Source organism: Pandoraea sp. 64-18 (genome assembly GCF_001899225.1).
GTDB lineage: Bacteria > Pseudomonadota > Gammaproteobacteria > Burkholderiales > Burkholderiaceae > Pandoraea > Pandoraea cepalis.
The window spans coordinates 132,622-156,919 of record NZ_MKVU01000006.1; the positions used below are offsets into that span (position 1 = coordinate 132,622).

Genomic DNA, 24,298 nt, shown 5'->3' on the forward strand with positions numbered 1-24,298 from the left:
GATTAGCGGATTGCGAGAATCAAGTGGTGCTTGGAAGGACCTGATAAATCACGGCGAGGAGCATAGCACGTTTTCCCAGCGCCCACCGACCCGGAAAGCCGTCGCACGGGGACTTGCGACGTAACCGCCGCATGCGTCGCAGGTTCGCGCTGCGCCAGCCCGCCTGCGCCTTATGCCCATATGTGAATTAGATATATAAAAATTAAATTTTATTATTTTAATTTCTAAGAGCCAGCCGATATCGTGGTGAGTATCCCCTTGCCGGTCTGTCTGGGGGCGCCCGACGGGTAGGCCCCGCCACGGCGTCCGTCCAGGTCCGGCCCCTGGAGTCATGAACGACATGCAAGAGACGACACCGCTTTCCGCTCAGCAAGCCCAGATGCTCAGCCAACTGGTCGAGGGCCTTTCCGGCGAGCAGCTCGCCTGGGTGCGAGGATTTCTCGCGGGCATCAATCACTCTGTGCGACACGCCGGTGCGCCGGCGCCGGTCGCGGCAACGGCCGGGCCTGCCGCCCCGTCGGTGACGATTCTGTATGGCTCGCAGACCGGGCACGCCCAGGAAGTCGCCGAGCACGCCAAGGCGCGCGCCGTCGCCGCAGGCTTCAAGGTCGATCTGTTCGCGATGGGAGATTACAAGGCCTCGCGCCTGAAGAACGACAAGTTGCTGCTCGTTGCCGTGTCGACACAAGGCGAAGGCGAGCCGCCCGACGATGCGCGCGACTTCTACGAATTCCTGCACGGCGCGAAGGCGCCCCAACTCGAAGGCACCCGCTTCGCGGTCCTCAGCCTGGGCGATTCGAGCTATGAGAAGTTCTGCCAGGCCGGCAAGGACTTCGACGCACGGCTGGCCGCGCTGGGTGCGCAACGGCTCGTGCCCCGCGTCGACAGCGACGTCGACTACGACGCGCCGGCCGAGCGCTGGGTCGAAGAGGCCGTCGAAGCGCTGTCGCGGGTGGCGGCCCCGGCCGCCGCGGGCAAGAGCGCCGGCGTGACGGAAGGTTTCAGCCTCGCCGCGCTTGCGAGCAGCATCGCACCGGCCGCAGCATCGAGCCAATACAGCCGCAAGCATCCATTCGATGCCGCCGTGATCGAGAACGTCACGCTCTCCGGACGCGGCTCCTCCAAGGAAGTCCATCACGTCGAACTCTCGCTGGAAGGCTCGGGCCTCACGTACGAGCCGGGCGACGCGCTGGGCGTGGTCGCGCAGAACGACGCGGCGCTCGTCGACACGCTGATCGACACGTTAGCGCTCGACCCGCAGGCCACCACGACGACGCAGGACCGCACACTGTCGCTGCGCGACGCCTTCCTGCGCGCCTACGACATCACAACGCTCTCGCGCGCGTTCCTCGAAAAATACGCGGCGCTGGCGGAATCCAGCGAACTGAAGGCCCTGCTTGGCGCGGGCAACGAAACGGCACTGCGCGACTATCTCCATGGCCGCGACGTGATCGACGTCGTGCGCCAGTTCCCGGCCCGCAAGGTGAAGGCGGCCGAGTTCGTCGGCACGCTGCGCACGCTTCAGCCGCGTCTGTACTCGATTGCGTCGAGTCTGGCCGCCAATCCGGGCGCGGTGCACATCACCGTGGGCGCCGTTCGCTACGACAGCCACGGCCGCGCGCGTCGCGGCGTGGCGTCGACTTACCTTGCCGACATCGCCCGCGAAGGACAGACGGTGCCGATCTATATCGAGGCGAACCGTAACTTCAAGCTGCCGCAGGATAGCCACGCACCGGTCATCATGATCGGTCCCGGGACCGGCATTGCCCCATTCCGGGCGTTCGTCGAGGAACGTCAGGCGCTCGACGCCCCCGGCAAGAACTGGCTCTTCTTCGGCGACCGGAACTTCCGCACCGACTTCCTTTATCAGCGAGAATGGCAACGCTATGTGAAGGACGGCGCGCTCACCAAAATCGACCTCGCGTTCTCGCGCGACACGCAAGACAAGGTCTACGTACAGCACCGCATGCGTGAACAAGGCAAGGAACTGTATGCCTGGTTGCAGGAAGGTGCGCACCTGTACGTATGTGGCGATGCCGACGCAATGGCGCGCGACGTGAACACCGCGCTCATCGACATCGTGACGCAACACGGGGGGCTGACGCCGGACGCCGCCGCCGAGTATGTGAAGACGTTGCAGCGCGAAAAGCGTTATCAGCGCGATGTGTACTGATCGCGGATGCCGCGGATTCCGACCGCGTTTCGCCGTCTACCCCGACAAAACCCGCGCGGCATCCCGCGCTGACCGATAGAGCCGAGCCCATGACGCAACCCACGCAAGCCGGCGACGCCTCGACGGCGCCGCGCTCCGAAGTCGAGAAGATCAAGGACGCCAGCAACTACCTGCGCGGCACCATCGCCGAAGGTCTGGCCGACCCGCTCACCGGCGCGATCTTCGAGAAGGACGCCCAATTGCTGAAGTTTCACGGCTCCTACATGCAGGATGACCGTGACCTGCGCAGCGAACGGCAGAAGCAGAAACTCGAACCGGCCTACCAGTTCATGATCCGGCTGCGCATGCCGGGCGGCGTGTGCACGCCCGAGCAATGGCTCAAGCTCGACGATCTCGCCCAGAAGTACGGCGGCAACACGATTCGCCTGACCACGCGGCAGACGGTGCAGTATCACAACGTGCTCAAGCACCAGTTGCGCCCCCTCATCAAGGGCATCGATGAAGTTGCGATGACGAGCATTGCCGCGTGCGGCGACGTCAATCGCAACACGCTCGTCTCGAACAATCCGCACCATTCGCCCGCCCATGCCGAGGCGCTCGACTGGTGCCTGAAGATCGATCGGCACCTGTTGCCGCAGACCACGGCGTATCGCGAGATCTGGCTGGGCGACAAGCGTCTGGGCGCGGGCAAGGAGGATCACGAGCCGATCTACGGCAAGCACTATCTGCCACGCAAGTTCAAGATCGCCATCGCGATACCGCCGAACAACGACGTCGATCTCTACGCCAACGACCTGGGCTTTATCGCCATCGTGGGCGACGACGGCAAGCTCGAAGGCTTCAACGTGACGGTCGGTGGCGGCATGGGCATGACGCACGGCGACGCCGCAACGTACCCGCGCACGGCGACCGTCATCGGCTATACGCCGGCCGATCGCATCGTCGACGTCGCCGAGAAGGTGCTACTCGTGCAACGCGACTTCGGCGACCGCGGCAATCGCAAGCATGCGCGTCTGAAATACACCCTCGACGACCGTGGCGTGGCGTGGTTCAAGGAAACCCTCAACCGATATCTCGGTTGGGATCTGGCGCCCGAGCGGGCGTTTGCGTTCACGACCAACGGCGATCAGTATGGCTGGCTCAAGGGCGCGGACGATCTTTGGCATCTCACGCTCTTCATCCAGAACGGTCGCGTGAAGGATTGGGACGACTACCGCCTGATGACCGGGCTGCGCGAAATCGCGAAGGTGCATCAGGGCGATTACCGCATCACCGGCAACCAGAACCTGATCATTGGACGCGTGAGCGACGCCGCCAAGCCGCAGATCGACGCCCTCGTGAAGGAATACGGCCTGCTCGACGGCAAGCATCAAAGTGCGCTGCGCATCCACTCGATGGCCTGCGTCGGCTTCCCGACGTGTGGTCTCGCGCTGGCCGAGAGCGAGCGCGCCCTGCCCGGCCTGGTCACGCGACTCGAGAAGGTGCTCGACGATGCGGGGCTTGCAGGCGAACCGATCACCATTCGCACGACCGGCTGCCCGAACGGCTGCGCCCGTCCCTACATCGCCGAGATCGGCCTGGTTGGCAAATCGGCCGGCAAGTACAACCTGTACCTCGGCGCGGGTTTCCACGGGCAGCGTTTGAACAAGCTGTACAAGGAATCGCTCAACGAAGATCAGATCGTGGCCGAACTCACGCCGCTCTTCGCGCAATACGCGAAGATGCGCGATGCCGGTGAGAAATTCGGTGATTTCCTCGTGCGTCGGGGTGTGGTCAAGGCAGTCGTCGAAGCGCGCGAGGATTTCCACGGCTGAGCGCCGTCATCGCGGCCCCGTTGCAGGCACTCGCCGGCCTCGTCGCCGGCACCAACGAAAACGCCACGGTCTCCCGTGGCGTTTTTCATGATCGCGCTTGAGCGATCCTGGTCAGGCGGCCGAACGTCAGTCGTTGCTGCCCGAATACGGCACCATGCAGCGCCTGACCGTCTTTTCGTAGTCGCGCGGCAGGTGGCTGCCGGGAACTTCGAAGTATTGCAAACGCGCACCGAAGCCGCCTTGCATGACGTCGACGTACGGGTTGTAGACGGCTTTGCCGTCGGCGCCCTGACCGCGATAGACACGCACACGGTCGGCCCCCTGACGGGCGTACGACGTCGATTCGACGTTCGGCGACAACTCGCTCCAGCCGTGATAAATGCAGTTGAGCACCATGAAGCGATCGGCTCCCGTCCCCTGATCGAGCAGTCGTCCTGCGGCCGGATCGGGCACGCTCATCTGGTTGACCGGGCCACACCCTGCCACTCCCCCGGCCAGCACGGCCACCGCTGCCATCAGCGCCACTCGCTTCATACTTCGCCACCCTCAACTGAGCAAAAGATGGGCAATGTTACCCGGTTCGGCCCACGGCCGCCACGAACACACCCATTCCATGCCCACGCCACGCCCCCATCGAGCTAACGGGCGGTGACCGGCCACACCGCTCAGGCCGCCAGGGAAAGGGGCGATGTTTCCACGGCATGCAAGGCCGGACGTCTTGCCGCGCCGCTCGCCTGACTTTCGTCGCCCAATCGGAATCGCGCCATTTCCTCGCGAAGCGTATGTGTCTGATCTTCCAGCGACGCGGCCGCCGCCGCCGCTTGCTCCACCAGCGCGGCATTCTGCTGCGTGACGGCATCCATTTGCGTGACCGCCCGATTCACCTGCTCGATGCCGCTGCTCTGCTCGTCGGACGCCGCCGAGATCTCCCCCATGATGTCCGTCACGCGCTGCACGGCTTGCAGGATGTCGTTCATCGTGCGCCCCGCTTCGGCCACCAGCGTCGAGCCGTCGGCCACCTTCTGCGCCGACGTTTCGATGAGTGCCTTGATCTCGCGCGCGGCCGTGGCACTGCGCTGTGCCAGCGTGCGCACCTCGCCCGCCACCACGGCGAACCCGCGGCCCTGCTCGCCGGCACGGGCCGCTTCCACGGCAGCGTTGAGCGCGAGGATGTTGGTCTGGAATGCAATCCCGTCGATCACGCCGATGATGTCCACCACTTGCGACGAACTGGTCGAGATGCCCTGCATCGTGTCGACCACCCGCGCCACCACCTGGCCGCCGCGCGATGCGATATCCGACGCATTGACCGCCAGTTGGCTCGCCTGACGTGCGTTGTCGGCGTTCTGCTTGACCGTGGCCGTCAGTTGCTCCATCGACGAGGCCGTCTCCTCCAGCGAGGCGGCCTGCTCTTCGGTGCGCGCCGACAGGTCGGTATTGCCCGCCGAGATTTCGGCCGTGGCGGTCGCCATCGCATCGCAACTGCGGCGCACGCCGCGAATCGTGTCCGCGAGACGCGACTGCATCGCCTCGAGACCGCGCATGAGCATCGACATTTCGTCCTTGCCGCGCGCGTGCACCGGATTGTCGAGTTGTCCTGCCGATATGTGCTCGAAATGTGCCAGTGCTTCGCCAAGCGGCCGCATGATCGCGCCGCGCAGCGAGAAGTAGCAGGCGATGGCCATGAGCACGCCCAGCGCCGTTGCGCCGATGCTCAGCCAGCGGAATGCCGCCAGCTCCGCCATCGACGCTTCGTACGTGTCGTGCCCGAGCTTCAGCTTGTACGCGGCCAGCGCGTCACTGGCCTTCGTAAGCTCGGCGTAACGCTTGGGCAGCACGTTCATCGTGATCTCGTCCATGGCCGTACGATCGCGCGCGTCGATGGCGGTGAGCATCGGATTCATGCCCTGCTCGAAGAAGGTGGCGCGCCGGGCGGCGACCTCGTCGGCCATCCGCTGTTCCTCGGGGCCGCGCGGCAACGCCTGATAGGCGGCCCATGCCGCATTCGCGTCCTTGATCATGCCGCGTGCACGTGTGGCAATCTTGTCCCCATCCGGCGATTCCGGATGCAGCACCACGCGATCGAGAATGGCGCGGGTGCGCGCCAGCGTGGCGTTGTCTTTGCCGAGCGCCACCGTGGCGGCGAGGTGATTGGCGTACGTCTCGCGAAGCGCGTTGCCCGTGCGCGTCATGCCCGCAATGCCGAGCGCGCCCAACAGAATCAGTAACGCCGCCAACAGCGCCATCGTCATCCCGAGGCGCGCCTTGATGGAAAAGCTACGCAACATACTGTCGTCTCCGTCTTGTGTCGTGGGTTCGGGTCCCTGTACGGCCTCTGTCGGGCCGGTATTATTTATGTCATCGGCGTGGCGAGACCCCGACTTTAGCGTCCCGCGGGTATACGAGCCTCTTTCCGAGTCTTTCGCACCAAGCCGATGGCGTGGGAACCGGGCATGATCTTATGACATTTTTTATATATCCATCTGATATATTCGAATTATGATCGAGGGACTCGAAAAGTTGTTGGCGGCCGGCAAAGACAACGCGCTGTTGCGTTTCGGGCTCGGCAAGGCCTATCTGGATGCGCAGAACTTCCCGGTCGCGGCCGATCACCTGACCCGTTGCGTGGCGTTCGATCCGGCCTACACGGCCGCGTGGAAGCTGTTGGGGAAAGCGCGACACGGCGCGGGCGATCGCGAGGGTGCCCGCGACGCGTGGACGCGTGGGATTGCCGCCGCACAGGCGCACGGGGACCGTCAGGCGGAAAAGGAAATGACGGTCTTTCTCAAACGCTTGGGTTGACGTTGTATCGCCCGCCCGATGTCACACATCGGGCGAGTCCCCGGTTAGCGTGGTATGGTGCGGCCTGGCGGGTGAGTGGTGCGCTGGGTGCGCCGACCCCGCACAGGATCGCCGAAGCGCACCGTGATTGTCGTTGGCGAGTGGGTGATCGCCCGAAACGCGCGTGTTCGCGCCGGGCGTGGCATACTGCTCCGATTTCGCCGCGCGGCGGGGATCCACGCAGCGCTAGGCCGGCCGGCCTGTTCCCATCCTGCAATTTTCGTTGGGTATGTCCTTGAAGCATTGTTTGCCGCCTCGTGCGCCGTCTCATTCGGCGCCTCCCAAGTCCCCCGTCGTCACGCCCCAGGCGCCGTCTGCACACGCCGCCTCGCAGCTCGCCCCAGGTCGTCAACGCGGTTTCGGCACGCTCGCCGTCATCTTTACCACTTTGGTAGGCTTGGCGCTCGTGGGCGCGCTGCTCGTTGGCTATGCGTTGATCGTCATGCGCCCGAACCTGCCGCCGCTGGACGTCATCACCGATTACCGGCCGAAGGTACCGCTGCGGGTCTATACGTCCGATAACGTGCTGATCGGCGAATTCGGCGAAGAGCGCCGCAGCCTGGTCACCATCGATCAGATTCCGGACGTCATGAAGAAGGCCGTGCTCGCGATCGAGGACTATCGGTTCTACGATCACGGCGGCGTCGACTTCATCGGTATTCTGCGTGCCGGTGTTTCAGACGTACTGCACGGCGGAGCCGCGCAGGGCGCCAGTACGATCACGATGCAGGTCGCGCGCAACTTCTTCCTCTCGCGCGAGAAGACGGCCACGCGCAAGATCTACGAAATGCTGCTGGCGTACAAGATCGAGTCGGCGTTGTCGAAGGACAAGATTCTCGAGCTGTACATGAACCAGATCTATCTGGGTCAACGCGCCTACGGCTTCGCAAGCGCTGCACGCATTTATTTCGGCAAGGATCTGAAGGACATCACGCTCGGCGAGGCGGCCATGCTGGCTGGCCTGCCCAAGGCGCCTTCGGCCTACAACCCGATCGTCAATCCGAAACGCGCGAAGATTCGTCAAGAATACATTCTCAAGCGCATGCTCGATCTGGGCTACATTTCGCGCAGTCAGTACGAAGATGCCCTGCACGAGTCGATCCGCACGCGCACGTCCGGCAACGAGTACAACGTGCATGCCGAGTACGTCGCCGAAATGGTGCGTCAGGCCGTGTACGACGAATACAAGGAAGACACCTACACCCGCGGCCTGACCGTCATCACGACGCTCGACTCGAAGAAACAGCAGGCCGCGTACGAAGCCGTGCGCATGGGCGTGCTCGACTACGAGCGCCGTCATGCGTATCGGGGCCCCGAGGGCTTCGTGGAACTGCCCGCCGCGATGCCCGATCGTCAGCAGGCGATCGAAGACACGCTGCTCGAACATCCCGACAACGGCGATCTGGTCGCCGCCGTGGTGGTGGCCGCCAGCACGTCTCAGGTCACGGCCGTGCCGCTCTCGGGCGACACCGTGGTCGTCAACGGCGACGGCATTGGCTTTGCCGCGTCGGCACTCTCGGCGAAGGCCAGCGAAAAGATCCGCATCCGTCCGGGCGCGATCATCCGTGTAATGAAAGATGCACGCGGCAAGTGGCGCATCACGCAGTTGCCGGAAGTGCAAGGCTCGCTCGTCTCGCTCTCGCCGGACGACGGCGCCATCCGCGCGCTGGTCGGCGGCTTCGACTTCAATCAGAGCAAGTTCAACCGGGCAACGCAGGCATGGCGTCAGCCGGGCTCGACGTTCAAGCCGGTGGTGTACTCGGCAGCCATCGAGAAAGGCGTGAGCCCGGCGACGATGGTGATGGACGGCCCGCTCAACCTGCCGCCCGCGCAGACCGGCGGGCAGGCGTGGGATCCGCATGACGACGACGCTTTCAGCGGCCCGATGACGGTGCGCGAAGGGCTGCAACGCTCGAAGAACCTTGTGGCGATTCGTCTGCTGCAGTTTGCCGGCACGCAGTACACCCAGGATTACGCCACGCGCTTCGGCTTCGACGCCGACAAGGTGCCGCCGTATCTGCCGATGGCGCTGGGCGCCGGGCAGACCACACCGCTGCAACTGGCCGGCGCCTACGCGGTGTTCGCGAACGGCGGGTATCGCGTCGCCCCGTACCTGATCAGCGAGATTCGCGACGCGCGCGGCAACTTGCTCAACAAGGCCACGCCGGTGGTCGCCGGGGTAAACGCCGCCCGCGCGATTTCCGCGCCGAACGCGTACATCATGAACAGCCTGCTGCAATCGGTGGCGCAACGCGGCACCGGCGCGGGCACGAACGTGCTCAAGCGCACCGACCTGGCTGGCAAGACCGGCACGACCAACGATGCCCTCGACGGCTGGTTCGCCGGTTACCAGCATTCGCTCGTTGCCGTGGCATGGCTCGGCTTTGACCAACCCAAGACGCTCGGTAGCCGTGAGTTCGGCGCGCAATTGGCGTTGCCAGTGTGGACCAAGTACATGGGCGTGGCGCTCAACGGCGTGCCTGAGCAACAAATGGCGATGCCCGAAGGGGTCAGCGTCGTGAACGGCGAGCTTTATGAGTCCAGCAAAATGCCGGGCAACGGGTTTGTCGCGAGCATCGGGATCGACGACAGCAGCAGCGGATTCTCGTTGCCGTTCTTCGGGAGCAATTCGCCCTCGCCTGCCGCCCCGCCGCCCGCCGAGGGTCAGCCCCCGTCGCCGGGCGGTGTCGACGCTCGCGAGAAAGCGCGCATTCTCGACATGTTCAAGCACCCGTGACGCTTGGCCCACGTCAGCCCGCGCAAGCGGCTGACGTGGGCCCGCATCGCCACAATGCGCGGCCACCCAACGGGTGGCCGCTTTTCACTGTCGAGCCGCCTTCACGCCCAAAGCGCAAGAACGTACAAGCGTGCGGCCCGATATAGCGGCTATGCTCACGCCTTCGCCCGTTTCCGTCTTCAACTCTTTACCTTCAGGAAAGCGCCTCCATGCTGGCTCCGACCCGTGCGGCTAGTTTTGCCGCAGGTGCCCGTGACACCCTGCCGATGATCGTTGGCGCGGCCCCGTTCGGCCTGATCTTCGGTGCCCTGGTGGCGACCACACCGCTGGCGACGTGGCACGGCCAGCTCATGTCGCTCACCGTTTTCGCTGGATCCAGTCAGTTCATTGCTGCCGGCCTTTTTGCGACGGGCGTGGGCTATCTCGTGCTGTGGGCAACGACGCTGATCGTGAATCTGCGGCACATGCTGTATGCGGCCAACCTGTTGCCGCATGTGGGGCATCTGAATTTGCGGTGGCGTGCCCTGCTGGGATTCCTGCTGACGGACGAGACGTTCGCGGTGACAAGTAGCCATTTCCATCGCCACCCCGACGATCCGATGGGCCACTGGTACTTCCTGGGCTCAGGTCTGTCGATGTACATGAATTGGCAAGTGTGGACGCTTGCCGGGTTGCTGTTCGGCGCCGCGTTTCCGCGTCTGCAAACGCTGGGCCTCGACTTCGCGATGGTCGCTACGTTCATCGCGATCATCGTGCCGCAGATGGCCCGCATGCCGTGGGCCATCGCGACAATTGTCGCCGGGGTGGCCGCGTTCCTGTGTCATGGCTTGCCTTACAAGCTCGGCTTGCTGGTGGCCGTGGCACTCGGCATTGCGTCGGGCATGCTGGCGCTGCACGCGAAGCGTCGCGGGGGTGCGCAATGAATTATGTCGTGGCGATTGGCGGCATGGCCGCCGTCACGTTTGCCGTCAAGGCCGGGATCTTCCTGCTGGGCGACCGCGTGCGGTTTCCCGAGTGGCTGCGCGAGGCGTTGTCGTTCGTCCCTGTGACGGTACTCACGGCAATCATTGTGCCGATGACGCTGGCGCCGCATGGCAACGGTCTCGAGCTGACGTGGCGTAATCCGCAACTCGTCGCGGCCCTCGTGGCCATCGCCGTCTGCGCCGCGACGCGTCACCAGTTGCTCACCATCGGCGTCGGGCTGGCCGTCTTTTTTACGTGGCAGCTCGGGGTATTGGGCTGACAGGCACCGCTCGCGTCATTCGCGTCGTCCATGAAAAAAGCGCCTCGCATGAGGCGCTTTTTCGTGTACCTGCGGACTGTCCGTCAGGCGGTGGCAGCCCCTAGCGTGCCTGCCAGGTAATCGGCGACGAATGCATCGAAGTCGCCGACCTGCGTGCGTTCCAGTTCGGCTTGGGCGTCGAGCGACTTCCGGGCCAGTGCTTCGAAGTGCTCGACAACGCGCGCATCGAGCGGCATGTCGCGCAGCGTCTGCGCATGACGCTGGCTCTGCGCGAGCGCGAACGCCTGGAACGCGCCCCCCGTCGTGCCGCGCAGTGGTTCGAGCGCGACCATCACACGGGCGGACGGCGTAAGCGACACATCCTGTACCTTGGCACGTTGCAGCGCCATCGTATGCGCGTAATGCGCTCCGCCACGCTGCAGGTCGAATGCCGCCGCCGTTCGGTCGATGCGATCGAGCAATGTCTCGGCCCAATCGAACAGCGTGATCGCTTCGCCACCGCGATGCAGCACGAGCCCCGGTTTCCGGCCTTCCTTGACCACGTGAGCGAAGTTATCGCGATTCTCGCGGTTCTCGGCGTCCGAACACGACGGGCTGTCGTCGAGCGCACAGAACAGCAGGAAGGCGTCGATGAAGCGCGCCGTGTCGACGTCGATACCGACCGGCTGGAAGGGATCGATGTCGATACAGCGGACTTCCACGTATTGGACCCCGCGACGCGCGAGCGCCTGCACCGGGCGCTCGCCGCTATACGTCACCCGCTTCGGGCGAATCGTGGCGTAGAACTCGTTCTCGATTTGCAGGAGATTGGTCGAGAGCTGAATCCATTCGCCATCGCGTTGGGTGCCGAGCGCCTCGTAGGCGGGATGCGGCTGGCTGACGGCTTGCGTAAGCGCGTCGATATAGCTGGGCAGGCAGTCGTAACAGGGCGAGACTTCGGACTGCGCGCTGTTCTGGTAGCCCAGATCGCTCATGCGCAAGCTGGTCGCATAGGGCAGCCCGAGCGTGCCTTCGTCGAAAGCGTCGAGGCCGTGCTCGCGTCCGCGCAGGAATTCGGCGTGCAGCACCGGCGACGCACCGAACAGGTACATCAGCAGCCAGCTGTAGCGACGAAAATTGCGGATGAGCGCGACATAGCGCGCCGACTGATAATCGCGTGCGGACTGCGTTGCGCCCTCGTGCTCGCGCAACAATGTCCACAACGGTTCGGCCAGCGAAAAATTGTAGTGAATGCCTGCGATGCACTGCATCGGCTTGCCATAGCGCAGCGCGAGGCCGCGGCGATAGACATGCTTGAGCTTGCCGATGTGCGACGTGCCGTAGTCGGCGATCGGAATCACTGCTTCCGGCGGCAGCGCGGGCGGCATCGAATCGCTCCATAGCAATTCCGTGCCGAGCTTGCGGTAGGCGAACTGATGAATTTCGTCCAGGCGGGCGATGACGTCGGCCGCATCGCGCTGCGGCGGCGTGATGAACTCGAGCAGCGATTCCGAATAATCGGTGGTGATCTCTTCGTTGGTCAGTGCCGAGCCGAGCGCACGCGGATGCGGCGTCAGCGCGAGCGCGCCGTTGTCTTCGACGCGCAGGGTTTCCCGTTCGATGCCCGACAGACCTTCGCCGAGCAGCGCGAGATGATCGGGCTGCATGATGAGCGCCAGGCGCCGATCAAGCGGCGCGTGAGCGGCATGCGGCCCGGTGTGTGCGGTGTGTTCGTGTTGACGATTCTGTTTTTCCAACTTCCATCCCTCTGGACTGGCGCGATGCTTTGGCACGGCGTGAATTTGGCCTGAGCATAACTGAAAACGCCAAAGCGCGCCGGACGCCACCTCGGCCCGACATCGCAGCCTCAGCGCCTGCCAGAGCCCGCCTGCGCGAATGCCGCATTGGCGTTCCAGCATGGCACATCGATACTGACGCCATGATGAATACTCAACACCTCACCGACCTCATCCCCCTACTCCTCCTGGGGCTTGCCACCTTTGTGCTCGCGGGCTTCGTCAAAGGCGTGATCGGGCTGGGCCTGCCCACGGTGGCCGTGGGGCTGCTCGGATTGGCGATGCCGACGGCGCAGGCCGCGGCGCTCCTGATCGTGCCGTCGCTCGTGACCAATGTTTGGCAATTGCTGGCGGGGCCGCGCTTTGCCGCGCTGGCCGGGCGTCTGTGGCCGATGCTGGTCGGCATCTGCGTCGGCACATGGGCCGGTGGCGGATGGCTGGCCAACGGCGGCAACGTTGCGGGCATGGCGCTGGGCATCGCGCTTCTCGTTTATGCGGCATTGGGGCTGGCGGCGGTGCGGCTGCATGTGCCCAAGCGTTGGTCCGCCGCGCGCGTGAGCGCGCTCGGCGCGGGCATGGGTGTGGTGACCGGACTGGTCACGGCGGCGACCGGGGTGTTCGTCATTCCCGCGGTGCCGTTCCTCCAGGCACTTGATCTCGAGCGCGACGATCTCGTGCAGGCGCTCGGCCTGTCGTTTACCGTGTCGACCGTGGCGCTCGCCGCCGGGCTGGCGCGCGACGGCATCTTCCACGGCCATGCGATCGGCGTGTCGCTGCTGGCGTTGGCGCCCGCACTGGGCGGCATGTACTTCGGGCAGTGGGTGCGAGGGCGCGTCAGTGCGTCCGTCTTCCGCCGGTGCTTCTTCGTGGGTCTCGCCATGCTCGGTGCCGAACTGGTGATTCAGCACCTGCGCTGAGCGCAACGCTCGGCGGGGCCCTCGCGGGGTCATGCAGGCCGGGGCCACGCGGCATCACTTGAGATCGTTGAAATCGACGTCCCAGAACTCCATCTCGCGGCGGCTTTCCAGAGTGCGCCCCGCTTCCGTACGCCGCAATTCGACGCGGCGAATCTTTCCGGAAATGGTCTTCGGCAGATCGCAGAACTCGATGCGTCGGATGCGTTTGTAGGGGGCGAGGTGATCGCGGCAGAAACGCAGGATGTCGAGGGCGAGCTTTTCGTCGGCGTGAAAACCGGTGCGCAGCGTGATGAAGGCTTTCGGCACGGCAAGCCGCACCGGATCGGGACTCGGCACCACGCCGGCTTCGGCGACGGCCGGGTGCTTGATGAGTTCGCTTTCCAGCTCGAACGGGCTGATGCGATAGTCGGACGCCTTGAAGACATCGTCCGCGCGTCCGATGTACGTGAAGTAGCCGTGCTCGTCGCGCATCGCCACGTCGCCCGTGTGGTAGTAGCCCTCGCGCATGGCGTCGGCGGTCTTCTCGCTGTCGTCCTCGTAGCCTTGCATCAAACCCGTCGGGCGTGACGACAACACGAGCGCGATTTCGCCTTCGTCGGCTTCGGCGCCGTCGTGATCGAGCAGTACGACGCGATAGCCTGGCATGGGGCGCCCCATCGACCCCGCCTTGACGGGCTGCCCCGGCGAGTTGCCGATCTGGCAACAGGTTTCGGTCTGACCATAGCCGTCGCGAATCGTGATGTGCCAGGCGCGTTTGACCTGGTCGATCACTTCGGGATTGAGCGGCTCGCCCGCGCCGATCAGTTCACGGAATTTCACCGCATGGCGAGTGAGATCTTCCTGAATCATCATGCGCCAGACGGTGGGCGGCGCGCACAACGTCGTGACGCCGCAACGCGTGGCCGTCTCGAGCGCGGCACGCGCATCGAAGCGCGAGAAGTTGTAGACGAAGATGGTGGCGCCCGCGTTCCACGGCGCGAAAAAGCAGCTCCACGCGTGTTTCGCCCAGCCTGGCGAGCTGATGTTCCAGTGGATATCGCCGGGTTGCAGGCCAAGCCAGTACATCGTGGCGAGATGGCCGACCGGATAGCTCTGGTGCGTGTGAAGCACGAGCTTCGGGCGCGACGTGGTCCCGGACGTGAAGTAGAGCAGCAATGGATCGGTCGCGAGCGTGGCACCGTCGGGGGTGAAGTGGTCTGAGGCTTGATAGGCGGGCGCGAGGGGCGTCCATCCTTCGGGCGGGTTGGCGCCAACGGCGATGCGCCGATAGTCGCCGGGCAAGGCGGCGAACTTGACGGCATCGCGTGCGGTGGTGACGACGTGACGCACACGGCCCCGTTCGAGCCGGTCGACAAGGTCGCCCGCGGCGAGCAGCGTTGTCGCGGGAATCATGACGGCGCCGAGTTTCATGCAGGCGAGCATGAGGTCCCAGAGTTCGACCTGATTGGGTAGCATGAGCAACACGCGGTCACCGCGCGACACGCCTTGCGCTCGCAGGAAATTGGCGACGCGATTGGAGCGCCGCGACATTTCGGCAAATGACAGCCGTGCCTCGCGTCCGTCTTCTTCGACGACCCAGAGGGCCGGACGGTCGTTGCCCTGGGCTTGGGGGTCGAAGAAATCCAGCGCCCAATTGAAATGCGAGAGGACGGGCCAACGGAAATCACGGTACGCCACGTCGTAGTGGGCGCGCTGGGCGAGCAGCAGGTCGCGCGCGGCCTCGAATCCCAGGATTTGCGGCATCGCTTGTCTCCGAGCCCCCAAGGGCAGGATTAGGCAGAATTCCATTATCGTGTGGCCCTCCGAATGCAACATTCGGGATAACCATCATGGGGTTTCGCCAACGGTAGACGTCGCGCTGCGCGTGCCGGATGCAAAAAAATATGCGCACGACACGCACGTCCTCTTTCTTTCCCGAGCGAAGCTCTGCTATACTCGCCTTCTTTCGAGCAATGCATCTAGACGACGCATTTCTCACGGGGCGTAGCGCAGCCTGGTAGCGTACCTGCATGGGGTGCAGGTGGTCGGAGGTTCAAATCCTCTCGCCCCGACCAGATTAAAACCCGCACAGTCATTGACTGTGCGGGTTTTGTCATTTGGACACCCGATGATGGTGTAGCACACCCGGACAGTCGACGACGCCCGATATCTGACTTGGCGTGTCTCGTAGGAGTTCTACGCAGGGGTGAATTTTGCGGTGTCCGACGGCGGCGCACGCCCGCCATCAAGGACCGCGGCCGGACGGTGCCGGCCGCAGGAACTTCAGAGCGTGGTCCTCAGGCCGACAGACGCTCGAGCAGCGTGCGGGGACGCGAGGCGCGACCCACTGCCGCCTGGGCGGCCTCATGCCAGCGTGCCGTGGGCACGTCCGACGGCGACAGCAGGCTATCGAAGCCGCACGCCCACAACATCGCCAGTTGATCCGGCAGCAACGGACCCGCCGCGCGAATCGCCCCTTCGAATTGCCACTTGTCCCGCAGCAGCTTCGCCAGCGTGAATCCCCGCCCGTCGCGCGTCTTCGGGAATTCGATCACGATCAGGTCGAGTTGCGGCAACAGCGGCGCAATACGTGCCGCATCGTCGTGCCCCTGCACGCGCACACCGGCCGGCGCCACGCCCTTCTCGTTCGCGGCAAGCCAGGCGTCGAGCGGCAACACGTCCTTGTTGCCCGGCAGCGCCGCCGTGGCCGACGCGTCGGCGCCGTGATAAGTCCAGACGTCTGCCGCCGGCAGTCCGTTTCGATCAATCAACATTCAAAGCTCCCTTGAATTCTTCTGCCCCAACGCGTCCGAGCGTATCGATGAAGCGCTCGCCCTCGTTTCGCAACGAGAGATATCGTCCGAGAATGTTCTCGATCACCTGCGGCACGTCCTCATAGCTGACGCCCGGGCCGAGAATCTTGCCGACCGCGGCATTCTCGTCGGCCGAGCCGCCCAGCGTGATCTGATAGTTCTCCTTGCCCGCCTTGTCGACACCGAGAATACCGATGTGCGCGACGTGGTGATGCGCGCAGGCGTTGATGCAGCCGGATACATTGAGCGTCACCGGCCCGATATCGCGTTGCTGCGCCTCGGAGAATCGCAGCGCAATGCGTTGCGCCACCGGTACCGAACGCGCATTGGCGAGCGCGCAGTAATCCAGGCCCGGGCAAGCGATCGCATCCGAAATCAGGCCGATGTTGGCCGTCGCCAGACCGGCCGCCTTCAGGCGCGACCACAGCGCATGCAGTTCGTCACGCTTGACGTGCGGCAACACCAGGTTCTGCTCATGCGTCACGCGCAATTCGTTGAACGAATATTGCTCCGCCAGATCGGCCAGCACCAGCATCTCCTGCGCACTGGCGTCACCCGGAATACCGCCGGCCGGCTTGAGCGAGACGACCGCACTGATATAGCCGGGCACCTTGTGCTCGTGCGTGCAGGTATCGACCCAGTGACGGAACGCGATATCGCGCTCGTACGATTGCGCAAACGCCGTCGACTCGCTCGGCAGCGTCTCGAACTCGGGCACGATGAAACGCTCGCGAATCCCCTCGACGACGGCATCGCCCAACGGCCGATGCGTGAGCGCAATGCGCGCGAACTCTTCCTCGATCATCTCGATGAACTTCGCGGGCTGCATTTCCTTGATGAGGATCTTGATGCGCGCCTTATAGATGTTGTCACGTCGACCCAGCGCGTTGTACACCCGCAGGATCGCCTCGACGAAACGCAGCAGATCTGCTTCGGGCAACCACTCGCGCACGAGCGTGCCGACGATCGGCGTGCGTCCCAAGCCACCGCCCGCATAAATCTGGAACCCCACTTCGCCACGATCGTTGGTACGCGCCAGAATGCCAATGTCGTGAAAGCGCACGGCGGCACGGTCGGCCTGGCCACCCGTGATCGCGATCTTGAACTTGCGCGGCAGATAGGTGAATTCCGGATGGTCGGTCGACCATTGACGCAAGATCTCGGCATACACGCGCGGGTCGAGGACTTCGTCCTTCGCGGCGCCGGCGAACTGGTCGGTCGTCACGTTGCGAATGCAGTTGCCGCTCGTCTGGATGGCGTGCAGGTCCACGTCGGCCAACGCCGACAGGATTTCGGGCGAGTCGGAGAGCGTCGGCCAGTTGAACTGAAGGTTCTGGCGCGTGGTGAAGTGGCCGTAGCCCTTGTCGTAGCGGGTCGCCACATAGGCGAGCTGACGCATCTGAATGCCGCTCAGCGTTCCGTACGGAATCGCAACGCGCAACATGTAGCCGTGCAGTTGCAGGTACAGACCGTTCATCAGGCGATAGACCTTGAAATCGTCTTCGCTGAGTTCGCCGGACAGGCGTCGCGCCACCTTCTGACCGAACTCGTTGGCGCGGTCCTTGAGGAACTCGCGCTCGGACGGGTCGTAGCGATAGATGCCGGCGTGCTCCGGGGCAACGGTCAATGCCGGCGCATGCACCAGCGCCGCCGGCTCACCGCCCTGCTCGGCCTGCTTGCCCAAATCTTCACGCACCGACGGCCCGCGCGAGCGCAGTTGTTCCCGGAAATCTTCCGGCACCGGGCCGGCGTCGCTCAGTTGCGCCGGGCGCGGCATGGGATCGACGATCAGATTGGCGGCCAGCGCGCTTTTCGCAGCCGCTTGCGCCGGCTCGAGTTCCTGCGCGTCGAACACGTGTGCCTGCGCCAGGTCATCGACCCAGTTATGCTGCTTGTCCAGCCAAACGACCAGGCCGTCTTGCAGCCGGTTTGCCGAAATCAGATTGCCTGCATTCATTCAACGCTCTCAATGCTTGTCATCATTTGGTCGCAACTCGCGATTCGACCCGCAGGCTATCAAGCCGCGCGCGAAGATACGACCATTTACTAGTTATGTAGACATTACGGGATGTTGTTTGGACTCGGCCGCCCCGCCGGACCTGACCGGGCCGACGACAGCCCGCCTAGGCATGCACGCCCCCAAGGGCCAAGAGCGCTGGAATGACTTCAAAAATACACTGTATTTTTATACAGTACTCATGCTACATTTCCGATCATGCCATTTCATCTTGAGTGACACCATGAGCGACGCCAAATCCATCAAGTTCATCGTCGTGCCCTATCGCAAGAACAAAGACGGCGTCTTGCAGCCCGGCGAGTTGCGCCAGGCGAGCACCGAATTCGGCGCCGTGCGCATCGCGCAATCGATGGCCTCCGGCTTCGCGGGCATTGCCGCCTACGAAGTGCTGGTCGACGAGGAAGACGGCACGATGGATGCACCGCGCGTGCTTTTCCAGGACGGGGCCATTCCCGCCATGGCCGACTGAGCGCTGACTGGCGTCAGGGTTCGTCGGTGCAGGGTTCAGTGGGGGCTTCGTGCGAGATCGTCGAGCAGCGGCACGATGGCCAGCACGATCAGTATCCCTGCGAGCGGAACCGTCGCGACGAAGCCGAGGTGCTTGAAACCCAGCGCCCCGGCCAGCCCGCCCAGGAAGAACATGCCCAGCAACGCGCACAGCAAACGCAGCTTCTGATGGTCCCCGGCCACGCGCGGCAGATGACGCGCCACCCCGGGCCGATTCCAGTAGCTCATTTTGCCCAGTTCGATGCCGATGTCCGTGACCAGACCGGTAACGTGTGTCGTGCGAATCTCGGCCCGGGAGATCTTGGTGATGATGGCATTCTGCAGCCCCATCACGTAACACAGCAACCCGACGGTGCCCGGCACGTATAACAGCCGCCGATTTTCAAGATTGGCCCCCATCACGCCGAACGCCAGCAGGAGCAACGCTTCGAGCATGAGCGGTACCGCATATTCGCTGTGCGTCTGATGGCGCCGCCCCCAATGAATGAGGATGGACGAGGTTGCGGCACCGAGCAGGAACGCCAGCAAGGCGCTGAATCCGGCCAACACGAGCACGAGCTGCCCGAGCGCCAGATTGTCGGAGAGCGAGGCGACAATGCCCGACATGTGCGACGTGTACTGACCGACGGCAAGAAAGCCGCCCGCGTTGGCGCCGCCCGCCACGAAAGCCAGCGAGCAGCCCAGACGCCGGTTCGCGGCATCGGTGCGCACCGGCTGGGTGAATCCACGTAGAAATTTAATCGGCATGACGCGTGAGTCTCAGGCTTCGCACATGCGGTATTCTAATGCGCGCTGACGCAGCGTCCACGCCAATATCGCGCGCCGACGCCCAGCCTGTATGACGGAGACAACGAAGCATGATCGAGTGTTACGCGTACTTGAGCCGAGCCTTGCCCGATCTCGATCTGCGGGAGCTCGCCAAGATCATCGTCAACTCACGCGGGTTCAACGCCACCTACGGCATCACCGGCGTGCTGCTCTACGATGGCACGATGTTCTATCAATACATCGAAGGACCGAGCGAACCGCTTGCCGATGCACGCCAGCGCATCGAGGCATCGCGTCACCATCGCGACATCCAGGTGTTGCTCGATGGCACGCCGCACACGCCCGGCGCATTTCCGACGTGGAGCCTGGGCTACCTGATGCTCGACCAGCCCGCCCACGCGCTGCAGGCCCTGATGATCCCCGCCGACCACGCCGACCTTGTCGGCGCCTTTGCCGCACTCGCTGCCAAGTCAGACGCGATGTGACTCATCTGGCACCCGAGCAAAAAACGCCGGGCGCCCTGATGCCCCCCCCCCAAACGTCGGACATCCATCCAACTTTCGGGGTGCCTTTCATGAGCGGCCCGGCGTTTTCCGTCTTCCCGGCGCATGCTGGACATGCGCCAGGGGCATGGCATCGAGATTACTGCTCGATCTGACGGTTCCAGCGCTGATCCCACTGGGCGCGACGCTGATTGATGGCGTCCCAATCCACGGTCGTGATGTTCTTCACCAGTTCGTCGATCTTGCCCAGACGCTTCTGCATCGCGGGCGGCACGGTGGCGTGCGGATTGGTCGGGATGTACGCACCCGCCGCGGCGGCAAGCGTCTGCCCCTTGGCCGAGAGCAGGAATTGCGCGAGCTTCTGCGCCATGGCGTTATCCGGGCTGTTCTTCACGACACACAGGTCGACCAGCAACTGCACGGCACCTTCCTTGGGGGCCACGTACGCCACCGGAATGCCCTTGTCCTGCAGCTCGCTCACGGCCGTCGGCGTCAGCGGGAAGATCGCGGCTTCGCCGGTCTGGATCATTTCCGAGAGCTTGGCCGAATTCGGAATGTACTCGACGACATTCGGGCCCACGGTGGTCGCCCACTTGCTGAAGCCCGGCTCGACGTTGGTCTCGCTACCGCCCCAGATGCGGTTCAGGGCCAGGAAACCATGCAAGCCGAACGTGCTGCTCGACGCCGACTGGAACACCACCTTGCCCTTGTACTTGGGATCGGCGAAATCGCTCCACGACGTCGGCGCGGCCCAGCCCTTTTCCTTGAAGATCTTGGTGTTGTAGCCGATACCGGTCATGCCCAGCTGCACGCCAGCGGCCATGTCGTCCTTCACGCGCGCGAACGGATACAGCTCCTTGAGCGTGGGCGAATCGTCGAGCTTCTGGCACACCCCCATGCTGATCGCGCGCGCCATCACGCCATCGTCCAGGAACACCACGTGCATCTGCGGGCTGTTTCGATTCGCGAGCAGCTTGGCCAGCACGTCGGACGACGTTCCCGGCACCACCACGACCTTCACATTGTTGGCCTTTTCGAACTCGGGGAAGACCTGCGTCGTATAGGCCTTTTCCATCGAGCCGCCATTCATGCCGACGTACAACGTTTTGGACTGCGACCAGGCCGCGCTGCTCGCGCCCAATGCCAGCGCCGCAGCGCACATGACGACCTTTCGGGATAGCTTCATCGTGGTTCTCCTTGTGTTTCCTGGGTGTGAGGAAGGTAGTGTTGTGACGAACTCGGGACGTACGGGATGCATTTGCCGATCACGCATCGGCCGCGACCGGCGCGAACCGGTCGACGGCAAACGCCTCGATCGGTGTCGCCGTCTCGCCGTGCGTGACCAGATCCGCCAGCACTTCGCCTACGCCAGGGGCCAGCAGAAAGCCGCCCCCCGAGAAGCCGAAGGCATGCACCAGATGCGGCGTGGTGCGACTCATGCCGATGATCGGATTGTTATCGGGCGTCTCGCCCTCCACGCCGCTCCAGGTGCGAATGAGCAACGCATGGCGCAGCGCCGGCAGCAATGCACAGGCCTCGCGCATCACGGCGCGCGTGGTATCGGCCGACGGCTGGGCGTACTCGCCGTCGCCGGTGCCGCGTCCGCCGCCGATCACACAGTTGCCGCGCTCGACTTGCCGCGCATACACGCCGCCGCCGTACACGCCGAGGTTATGGCCAATGAACTTCGGCAGCGGTTCGGTGACCCACATGTTCGGATAGATGGCATGCATCGGCACCCGCTCGCCGAACGTGCCCGCGATGTGATTCGCCCACGCGCCGGAGGTATTGAGCAGCCAGTCGGCGCTCAGGTGCAATGGCTCGCCGTCGACTGGCTTTGCCGCAAGCTGGAAGCGCACGCCATCGTGCGCCACCGAGGTGATCGGCGTACGTTCGCGCACGTGCGCGCCGAGCGCGCGGGCGGCGCGCGCAAACGCGGGCGATACGAGACGCGGGTTCGCGTGGCCGTCGCTCAGACACAGCGAGCCGCCGACGGCGCCGTCGCCCAGCCACGGAAAACGCTCGCGAAACGCCGCCCCACGCAGCACAGTCGAGGCGAGACCGTAGCGGCTGGCCATGGCCGACCAGGCGTCGAGCGGTTCGAGATCGCTCTCGCGACGAGCGAGACGCAAGTGTCCCGAGCGCACGAATTCGCCGTCGATCCCGATCAATTCGGGCAGGCGATCCCATAACTTGCGCGCGCGCATGGCGAGCGGCAGTTGTTCTTCCGGGCGGCCCTGGCAGCGTACGCCGCCGTAGTTCACGCCGCTGGCCTGCGCGCCGCAATAACGCCGCTCGAACAACGCCACACGCAAACCACGCTCGGCCAGCGCACGCGCCGCCGAGGCGCCGACCAGCCCACCACCGGCGACGACAACGTCGTAATGCAGGGTCTCACTCATCGCGCGCCTCCTCGGGAATGGCCGCAACGTTTTCATCGAACAACATCGGCGCGATCGGAATCGGTTTGATCGGGGCCTGCGCCCGCAGACGCCCCGCTTGTGCCAGCGTCTGGCCGCTCTCGCGCGCGAGCAGATGGCAGGCCGCCTCGCCGCACATGCGGCCCTGGCAGCGCCCCATGCCGACACGCGTGAGCGCCTTGAGCCGATTGATGTCGGTCACACCGTCCTCCCGCACGCAGTCGCGCAGCGTGCGCGCATCGACTTCCTCGCATCGACACACGATCATGTCGTCGGGCCAACGCGCCGACGGATCGTCGGGCGCCGCAAACGCCTGCTCGATCCCCACACGAAAGCGCCCAATGCTCGCGAGCTTGCGTTCGATGGCGTCGGCGTCGGGCACGTCGGGCATTGCCGGAGCGGCGATGCCGAGATCCTCGAGCAAAGCCAGCGCCGCACGACGGCCGGCGAGTTCCGCCGCGTCGGCGCCGGCGATACCCGCGCCGTCTCCCGCCACATAGATGCCGGGTTGCGAACTGCGACCGGCGGCGTCGCGCTCAGGTAGCCAGCAACGATTGAGGTCGTCGAAGACGAAACGGCACCCGGCCAAATCGGCCAGTTGCGTCTCGGGACGCAGGCCGAAGCCCAGCCCCACGGCGCTGCACGCCAACGTGTGTTCGCGGCCGTCGCGCCGCCAGCGAATCGCGCGCACCCCGGCGGCGCCGTCAATGCCGTCGAGCGTGACGCCATGCTCGATGCGCACCCCATGCGCGCGCAGCCATCCCACGTAATAGAGCCCCTTGGCGAGGGTGGCGGGCTGATTCAGCAGCCGCGGCGTGGCCTTGACCTGACCGGCAAACGCGCTCGTGTCGAGCACCGCGGCCACGTTCGCGCCCGCTTTCGCGTACTGGTAGGCCACGAGATACAGCAACGGCCCCGTGCCCGCGAACACCACCTGCTCGCCAATCGCACACCCCTGTGCCTTGAGCGCGACTTGCGCGCCGCCCAGCGTGTACACGCCCGGCAGCGTCCAGCCCGGCAGCGGCAAGACGCGATCGGTCGCACCGCTGGCAATGATCAAATGCGTGAACGGCACGGGTTTTTCCCGGCCGTCGTGGATCGTATGGAGCCGCGCCGGATCACAAGCCCACACGAGGGTCGCGGGTCGATAGTCGACCTGAAGCAAGAGCGCGGCCATGACGCCGTGGATGGCGTCGGCCTTGGCCGCTTCGAAGCCGTACAGCGCCTGCTTGGTCCGTGTGAAGCCCGCGCCGGCCGGCGGCTGTCGGTAGATCTGTCCGCCCCAGCGCATGTTTTCGTCGAGCACCACCGGACGCTGCCCCGCTGCCACCAGCGTCTGCGCAGCGCGAATGCCCGCAGGACCGGCGCCGACGATCACGATCTCAGCGTGCTCAAACATGCGAGCCTCCGTGCGCTTCGTCGGCATCGGGCGCCCGCGTGAGAATCCGCATGCCGGCTTGCACCGGTGTCGAACAGGCGCGCAGACGCGTCAGTTGGGCATCGCCACCGGTGCCAGACGCCGTCTCGCAGCGCACCCAGCAATCCTGGCATGCACCGATCAGGCAAAAACCCGCGCGCGGTGCGCCGCCGAATTCACTTATCCGGACATGGCGCTGGTGCATGAGGATGGCCGTGAGCAGCGTGTCGCCAGCGAGTGCCTGCACCGGGGCGCCGTCGAGATAAAACGTGACGGGCGCGCGCGCCGTCTCGACCAGGCGCGCCAGTTGCGGATGTCCCGGCGCGCAGGTGTCTTGCGACGCGCGGGAAGCATGGGAAGCGTGAGACATGAGA

At 64.6% G+C, this 24,298-nt stretch carries 20 protein-coding genes, 1 tRNA gene and 1 pseudogene; 10 read left to right on the forward strand and 12 right to left on the reverse strand.

The annotated features are described in order from the left end of the window. The first annotated feature begins 331 nt into the window (after window positions 1-331). Together BGP02_RS03270 and BGP02_RS03275 are read left to right on the forward strand one after the other, a co-directional pair. Window positions 332-2,173 carry an assimilatory sulfite reductase (NADPH) flavoprotein subunit gene (locus tag BGP02_RS03270; RefSeq protein WP_268566385.1) on the forward strand — a complete coding sequence of 614 codons (1,842 nt, stop codon included), beginning with the start codon at window positions 332-334 and terminating at the stop codon, window positions 2,171-2,173. 89 nt (window positions 2,174-2,262) lie between these two features. Beyond that, window positions 2,263-3,987 (forward strand): NADPH-dependent assimilatory sulfite reductase hemoprotein subunit, encoded by a 1,725-nt coding sequence (locus BGP02_RS03275; RefSeq protein ID WP_017233367.1) that lies wholly within the window; start codon window positions 2,263-2,265, stop codon window positions 3,985-3,987. Between the two features lie 126 nt (window positions 3,988-4,113). Here the strand turns inward: BGP02_RS03275 and BGP02_RS03280 are convergent, their stop codons facing one another. From BGP02_RS03280 to BGP02_RS22375, 3 genes and pseudogenes are all read right to left on the reverse strand, one after another. After that, complete coding sequence (locus BGP02_RS03280) at window positions 4,114-4,521, reverse strand: hypothetical protein (RefSeq protein ID WP_017233366.1); 408 nt, start codon at window positions 4,519-4,521, stop codon at window positions 4,114-4,116. Between the two features lie 131 nt (window positions 4,522-4,652). Beyond that, complete coding sequence (locus tag BGP02_RS03285) at window positions 4,653-5,732, reverse strand: methyl-accepting chemotaxis protein (RefSeq protein ID WP_442796495.1); 1,080 nt, start codon at window positions 5,730-5,732, stop codon at window positions 4,653-4,655. A gap of 9 nt (window positions 5,733-5,741) precedes the next feature. Beyond that, a pseudogene (locus BGP02_RS22375) lies at window positions 5,742-6,275 on the reverse strand (Tar ligand binding domain-containing protein); the annotation flags it as partial. Between the two features lie 211 nt (window positions 6,276-6,486). Here BGP02_RS22375 and BGP02_RS03290 point away from each other — a divergent pair. The 4 genes from BGP02_RS03290 to BGP02_RS03305 all read left to right on the forward strand — a co-directional run bounded on the left by BGP02_RS03290 (window position 6,487) and on the right by BGP02_RS03305 (window position 10,808). Further along, complete coding sequence (locus tag BGP02_RS03290; protein ID WP_017233364.1) at window positions 6,487-6,789, forward strand: hypothetical protein; 303 nt, start codon at window positions 6,487-6,489, stop codon at window positions 6,787-6,789. A gap of 268 nt (window positions 6,790-7,057) precedes the next feature. Further along, window positions 7,058-9,565, forward strand: a complete 2,508-nt coding sequence (locus BGP02_RS03295; RefSeq protein ID WP_083902263.1) for a penicillin-binding protein 1A — start codon at window positions 7,058-7,060, stop codon at window positions 9,563-9,565. A gap of 209 nt (window positions 9,566-9,774) precedes the next feature. Beyond that, window positions 9,775-10,488, forward strand: coding sequence for an AzlC family ABC transporter permease (locus BGP02_RS03300; protein ID WP_017233362.1), 714 nt, complete (start codon window positions 9,775-9,777; stop codon window positions 10,486-10,488). Continuing rightward, window positions 10,485-10,808 carry an AzlD domain-containing protein gene (locus BGP02_RS03305; RefSeq protein ID WP_017233361.1) on the forward strand — a complete coding sequence of 108 codons (324 nt, stop codon included), beginning with the start codon at window positions 10,485-10,487 and terminating at the stop codon, window positions 10,806-10,808. The genes BGP02_RS03300 and BGP02_RS03305 overlap by 4 nt, the downstream gene beginning before the upstream one ends. A gap of 83 nt (window positions 10,809-10,891) precedes the next feature. Here BGP02_RS03305 and gshA read toward each other — a convergent pair whose 3' ends face one another. Next, window positions 10,892-12,466 (reverse strand): glutamate--cysteine ligase, encoded by a 1,575-nt coding sequence (gene gshA, locus BGP02_RS03310; RefSeq protein WP_286798167.1) that lies wholly within the window; start codon window positions 12,464-12,466, stop codon window positions 10,892-10,894. A 260-nt stretch (window positions 12,467-12,726) separates the two neighbouring features. Between gshA and BGP02_RS03315 the strand changes: the two genes are divergently transcribed. Next, a complete protein-coding gene (locus tag BGP02_RS03315; protein WP_286797728.1) occupies window positions 12,727-13,500 on the forward strand; it encodes a sulfite exporter TauE/SafE family protein in 774 nt (257 codons plus the stop codon). Window positions 13,501-13,554: 54 nt separating this feature from the next. Here BGP02_RS03315 and BGP02_RS03320 read toward each other — a convergent pair whose 3' ends face one another. Then, the gene (locus BGP02_RS03320) at window positions 13,555-15,243 is read right to left on the reverse strand and encodes an AMP-binding protein (protein WP_286797730.1); all 1,689 of its coding nucleotides are present in this window, start codon (window positions 15,241-15,243) and stop codon (window positions 13,555-13,557) included. 234 nt (window positions 15,244-15,477) lie between these two features. Here BGP02_RS03320 and BGP02_RS03325 point away from each other — a divergent pair. Next, window positions 15,478-15,554: transfer RNA gene (locus BGP02_RS03325), tRNA-Pro, on the forward strand. Between the two features lie 222 nt (window positions 15,555-15,776). Here BGP02_RS03325 and BGP02_RS03330 read toward each other — a convergent pair. Both BGP02_RS03330 and BGP02_RS03335 read right to left on the reverse strand, forming a co-directional pair. Continuing rightward, window positions 15,777-16,253 carry a DUF934 domain-containing protein gene (locus tag BGP02_RS03330; RefSeq protein WP_017233357.1) on the reverse strand — a complete coding sequence of 159 codons (477 nt, stop codon included), beginning with the start codon at window positions 16,251-16,253 and terminating at the stop codon, window positions 15,777-15,779. Next, window positions 16,243-18,249, reverse strand: coding sequence for a DUF2849 domain-containing protein (locus BGP02_RS03335; protein WP_017233356.1), 2,007 nt, complete (start codon window positions 18,247-18,249; stop codon window positions 16,243-16,245). The genes BGP02_RS03330 and BGP02_RS03335 overlap by 11 nt, the downstream gene beginning before the upstream one ends. 283 nt (window positions 18,250-18,532) lie before the next feature. On the opposite strand from BGP02_RS03335, the gene BGP02_RS03340 reads away from it, so the two are divergent. After that, a complete protein-coding gene (locus BGP02_RS03340) occupies window positions 18,533-18,778 on the forward strand; it encodes a hypothetical protein (protein ID WP_017233355.1) in 246 nt (81 codons plus the stop codon). Window positions 18,779-18,813: 35 nt separating this feature from the next. Here the strand turns inward: BGP02_RS03340 and BGP02_RS03345 are convergent, their stop codons facing one another. Then, on the reverse strand, window positions 18,814-19,563 hold the full coding sequence (locus BGP02_RS03345; protein WP_017233354.1) for a YoaK family protein: 750 nt from the start codon (window positions 19,561-19,563) through the stop codon (window positions 18,814-18,816). Window positions 19,564-19,673: 110 nt separating this feature from the next. Here BGP02_RS03345 and BGP02_RS03350 point away from each other — a divergent pair, with 110 nt between their 5' ends. After that, complete coding sequence (locus BGP02_RS03350; protein WP_017233353.1) at window positions 19,674-20,069, forward strand: BLUF domain-containing protein; 396 nt, start codon at window positions 19,674-19,676, stop codon at window positions 20,067-20,069. A gap of 157 nt (window positions 20,070-20,226) precedes the next feature. On the opposite strand, the gene BGP02_RS03355 is transcribed toward BGP02_RS03350, so the two are convergent. The 4 genes from BGP02_RS03355 to BGP02_RS03370 all read right to left on the reverse strand — a co-directional run bounded on the left by BGP02_RS03355 (window position 20,227) and on the right by BGP02_RS03370 (window position 24,294). Then, entirely contained in the window at window positions 20,227-21,273 is a 1,047-nt protein-coding gene (locus tag BGP02_RS03355) for an ABC transporter substrate-binding protein (RefSeq protein ID WP_026131833.1), read from the reverse strand. A gap of 79 nt (window positions 21,274-21,352) precedes the next feature. Next, window positions 21,353-22,489, reverse strand: a complete 1,137-nt coding sequence (locus BGP02_RS03360) for an NAD(P)/FAD-dependent oxidoreductase (RefSeq protein ID WP_017233351.1) — start codon at window positions 22,487-22,489, stop codon at window positions 21,353-21,355. After that, window positions 22,482-23,906 (reverse strand): FAD/NAD(P)-dependent oxidoreductase, encoded by a 1,425-nt coding sequence (locus tag BGP02_RS03365; RefSeq protein WP_017233350.1) that lies wholly within the window; start codon window positions 23,904-23,906, stop codon window positions 22,482-22,484. The genes BGP02_RS03360 and BGP02_RS03365 overlap by 8 nt, the downstream gene beginning before the upstream one ends. Further along, complete coding sequence (locus BGP02_RS03370; protein WP_017233349.1) at window positions 23,899-24,294, reverse strand: (2Fe-2S)-binding protein; 396 nt, start codon at window positions 24,292-24,294, stop codon at window positions 23,899-23,901. Before BGP02_RS03370 ends, BGP02_RS03365 begins: the two co-directional genes overlap by 8 nt. Window positions 24,295-24,298 lie beyond the last annotated feature (4 nt).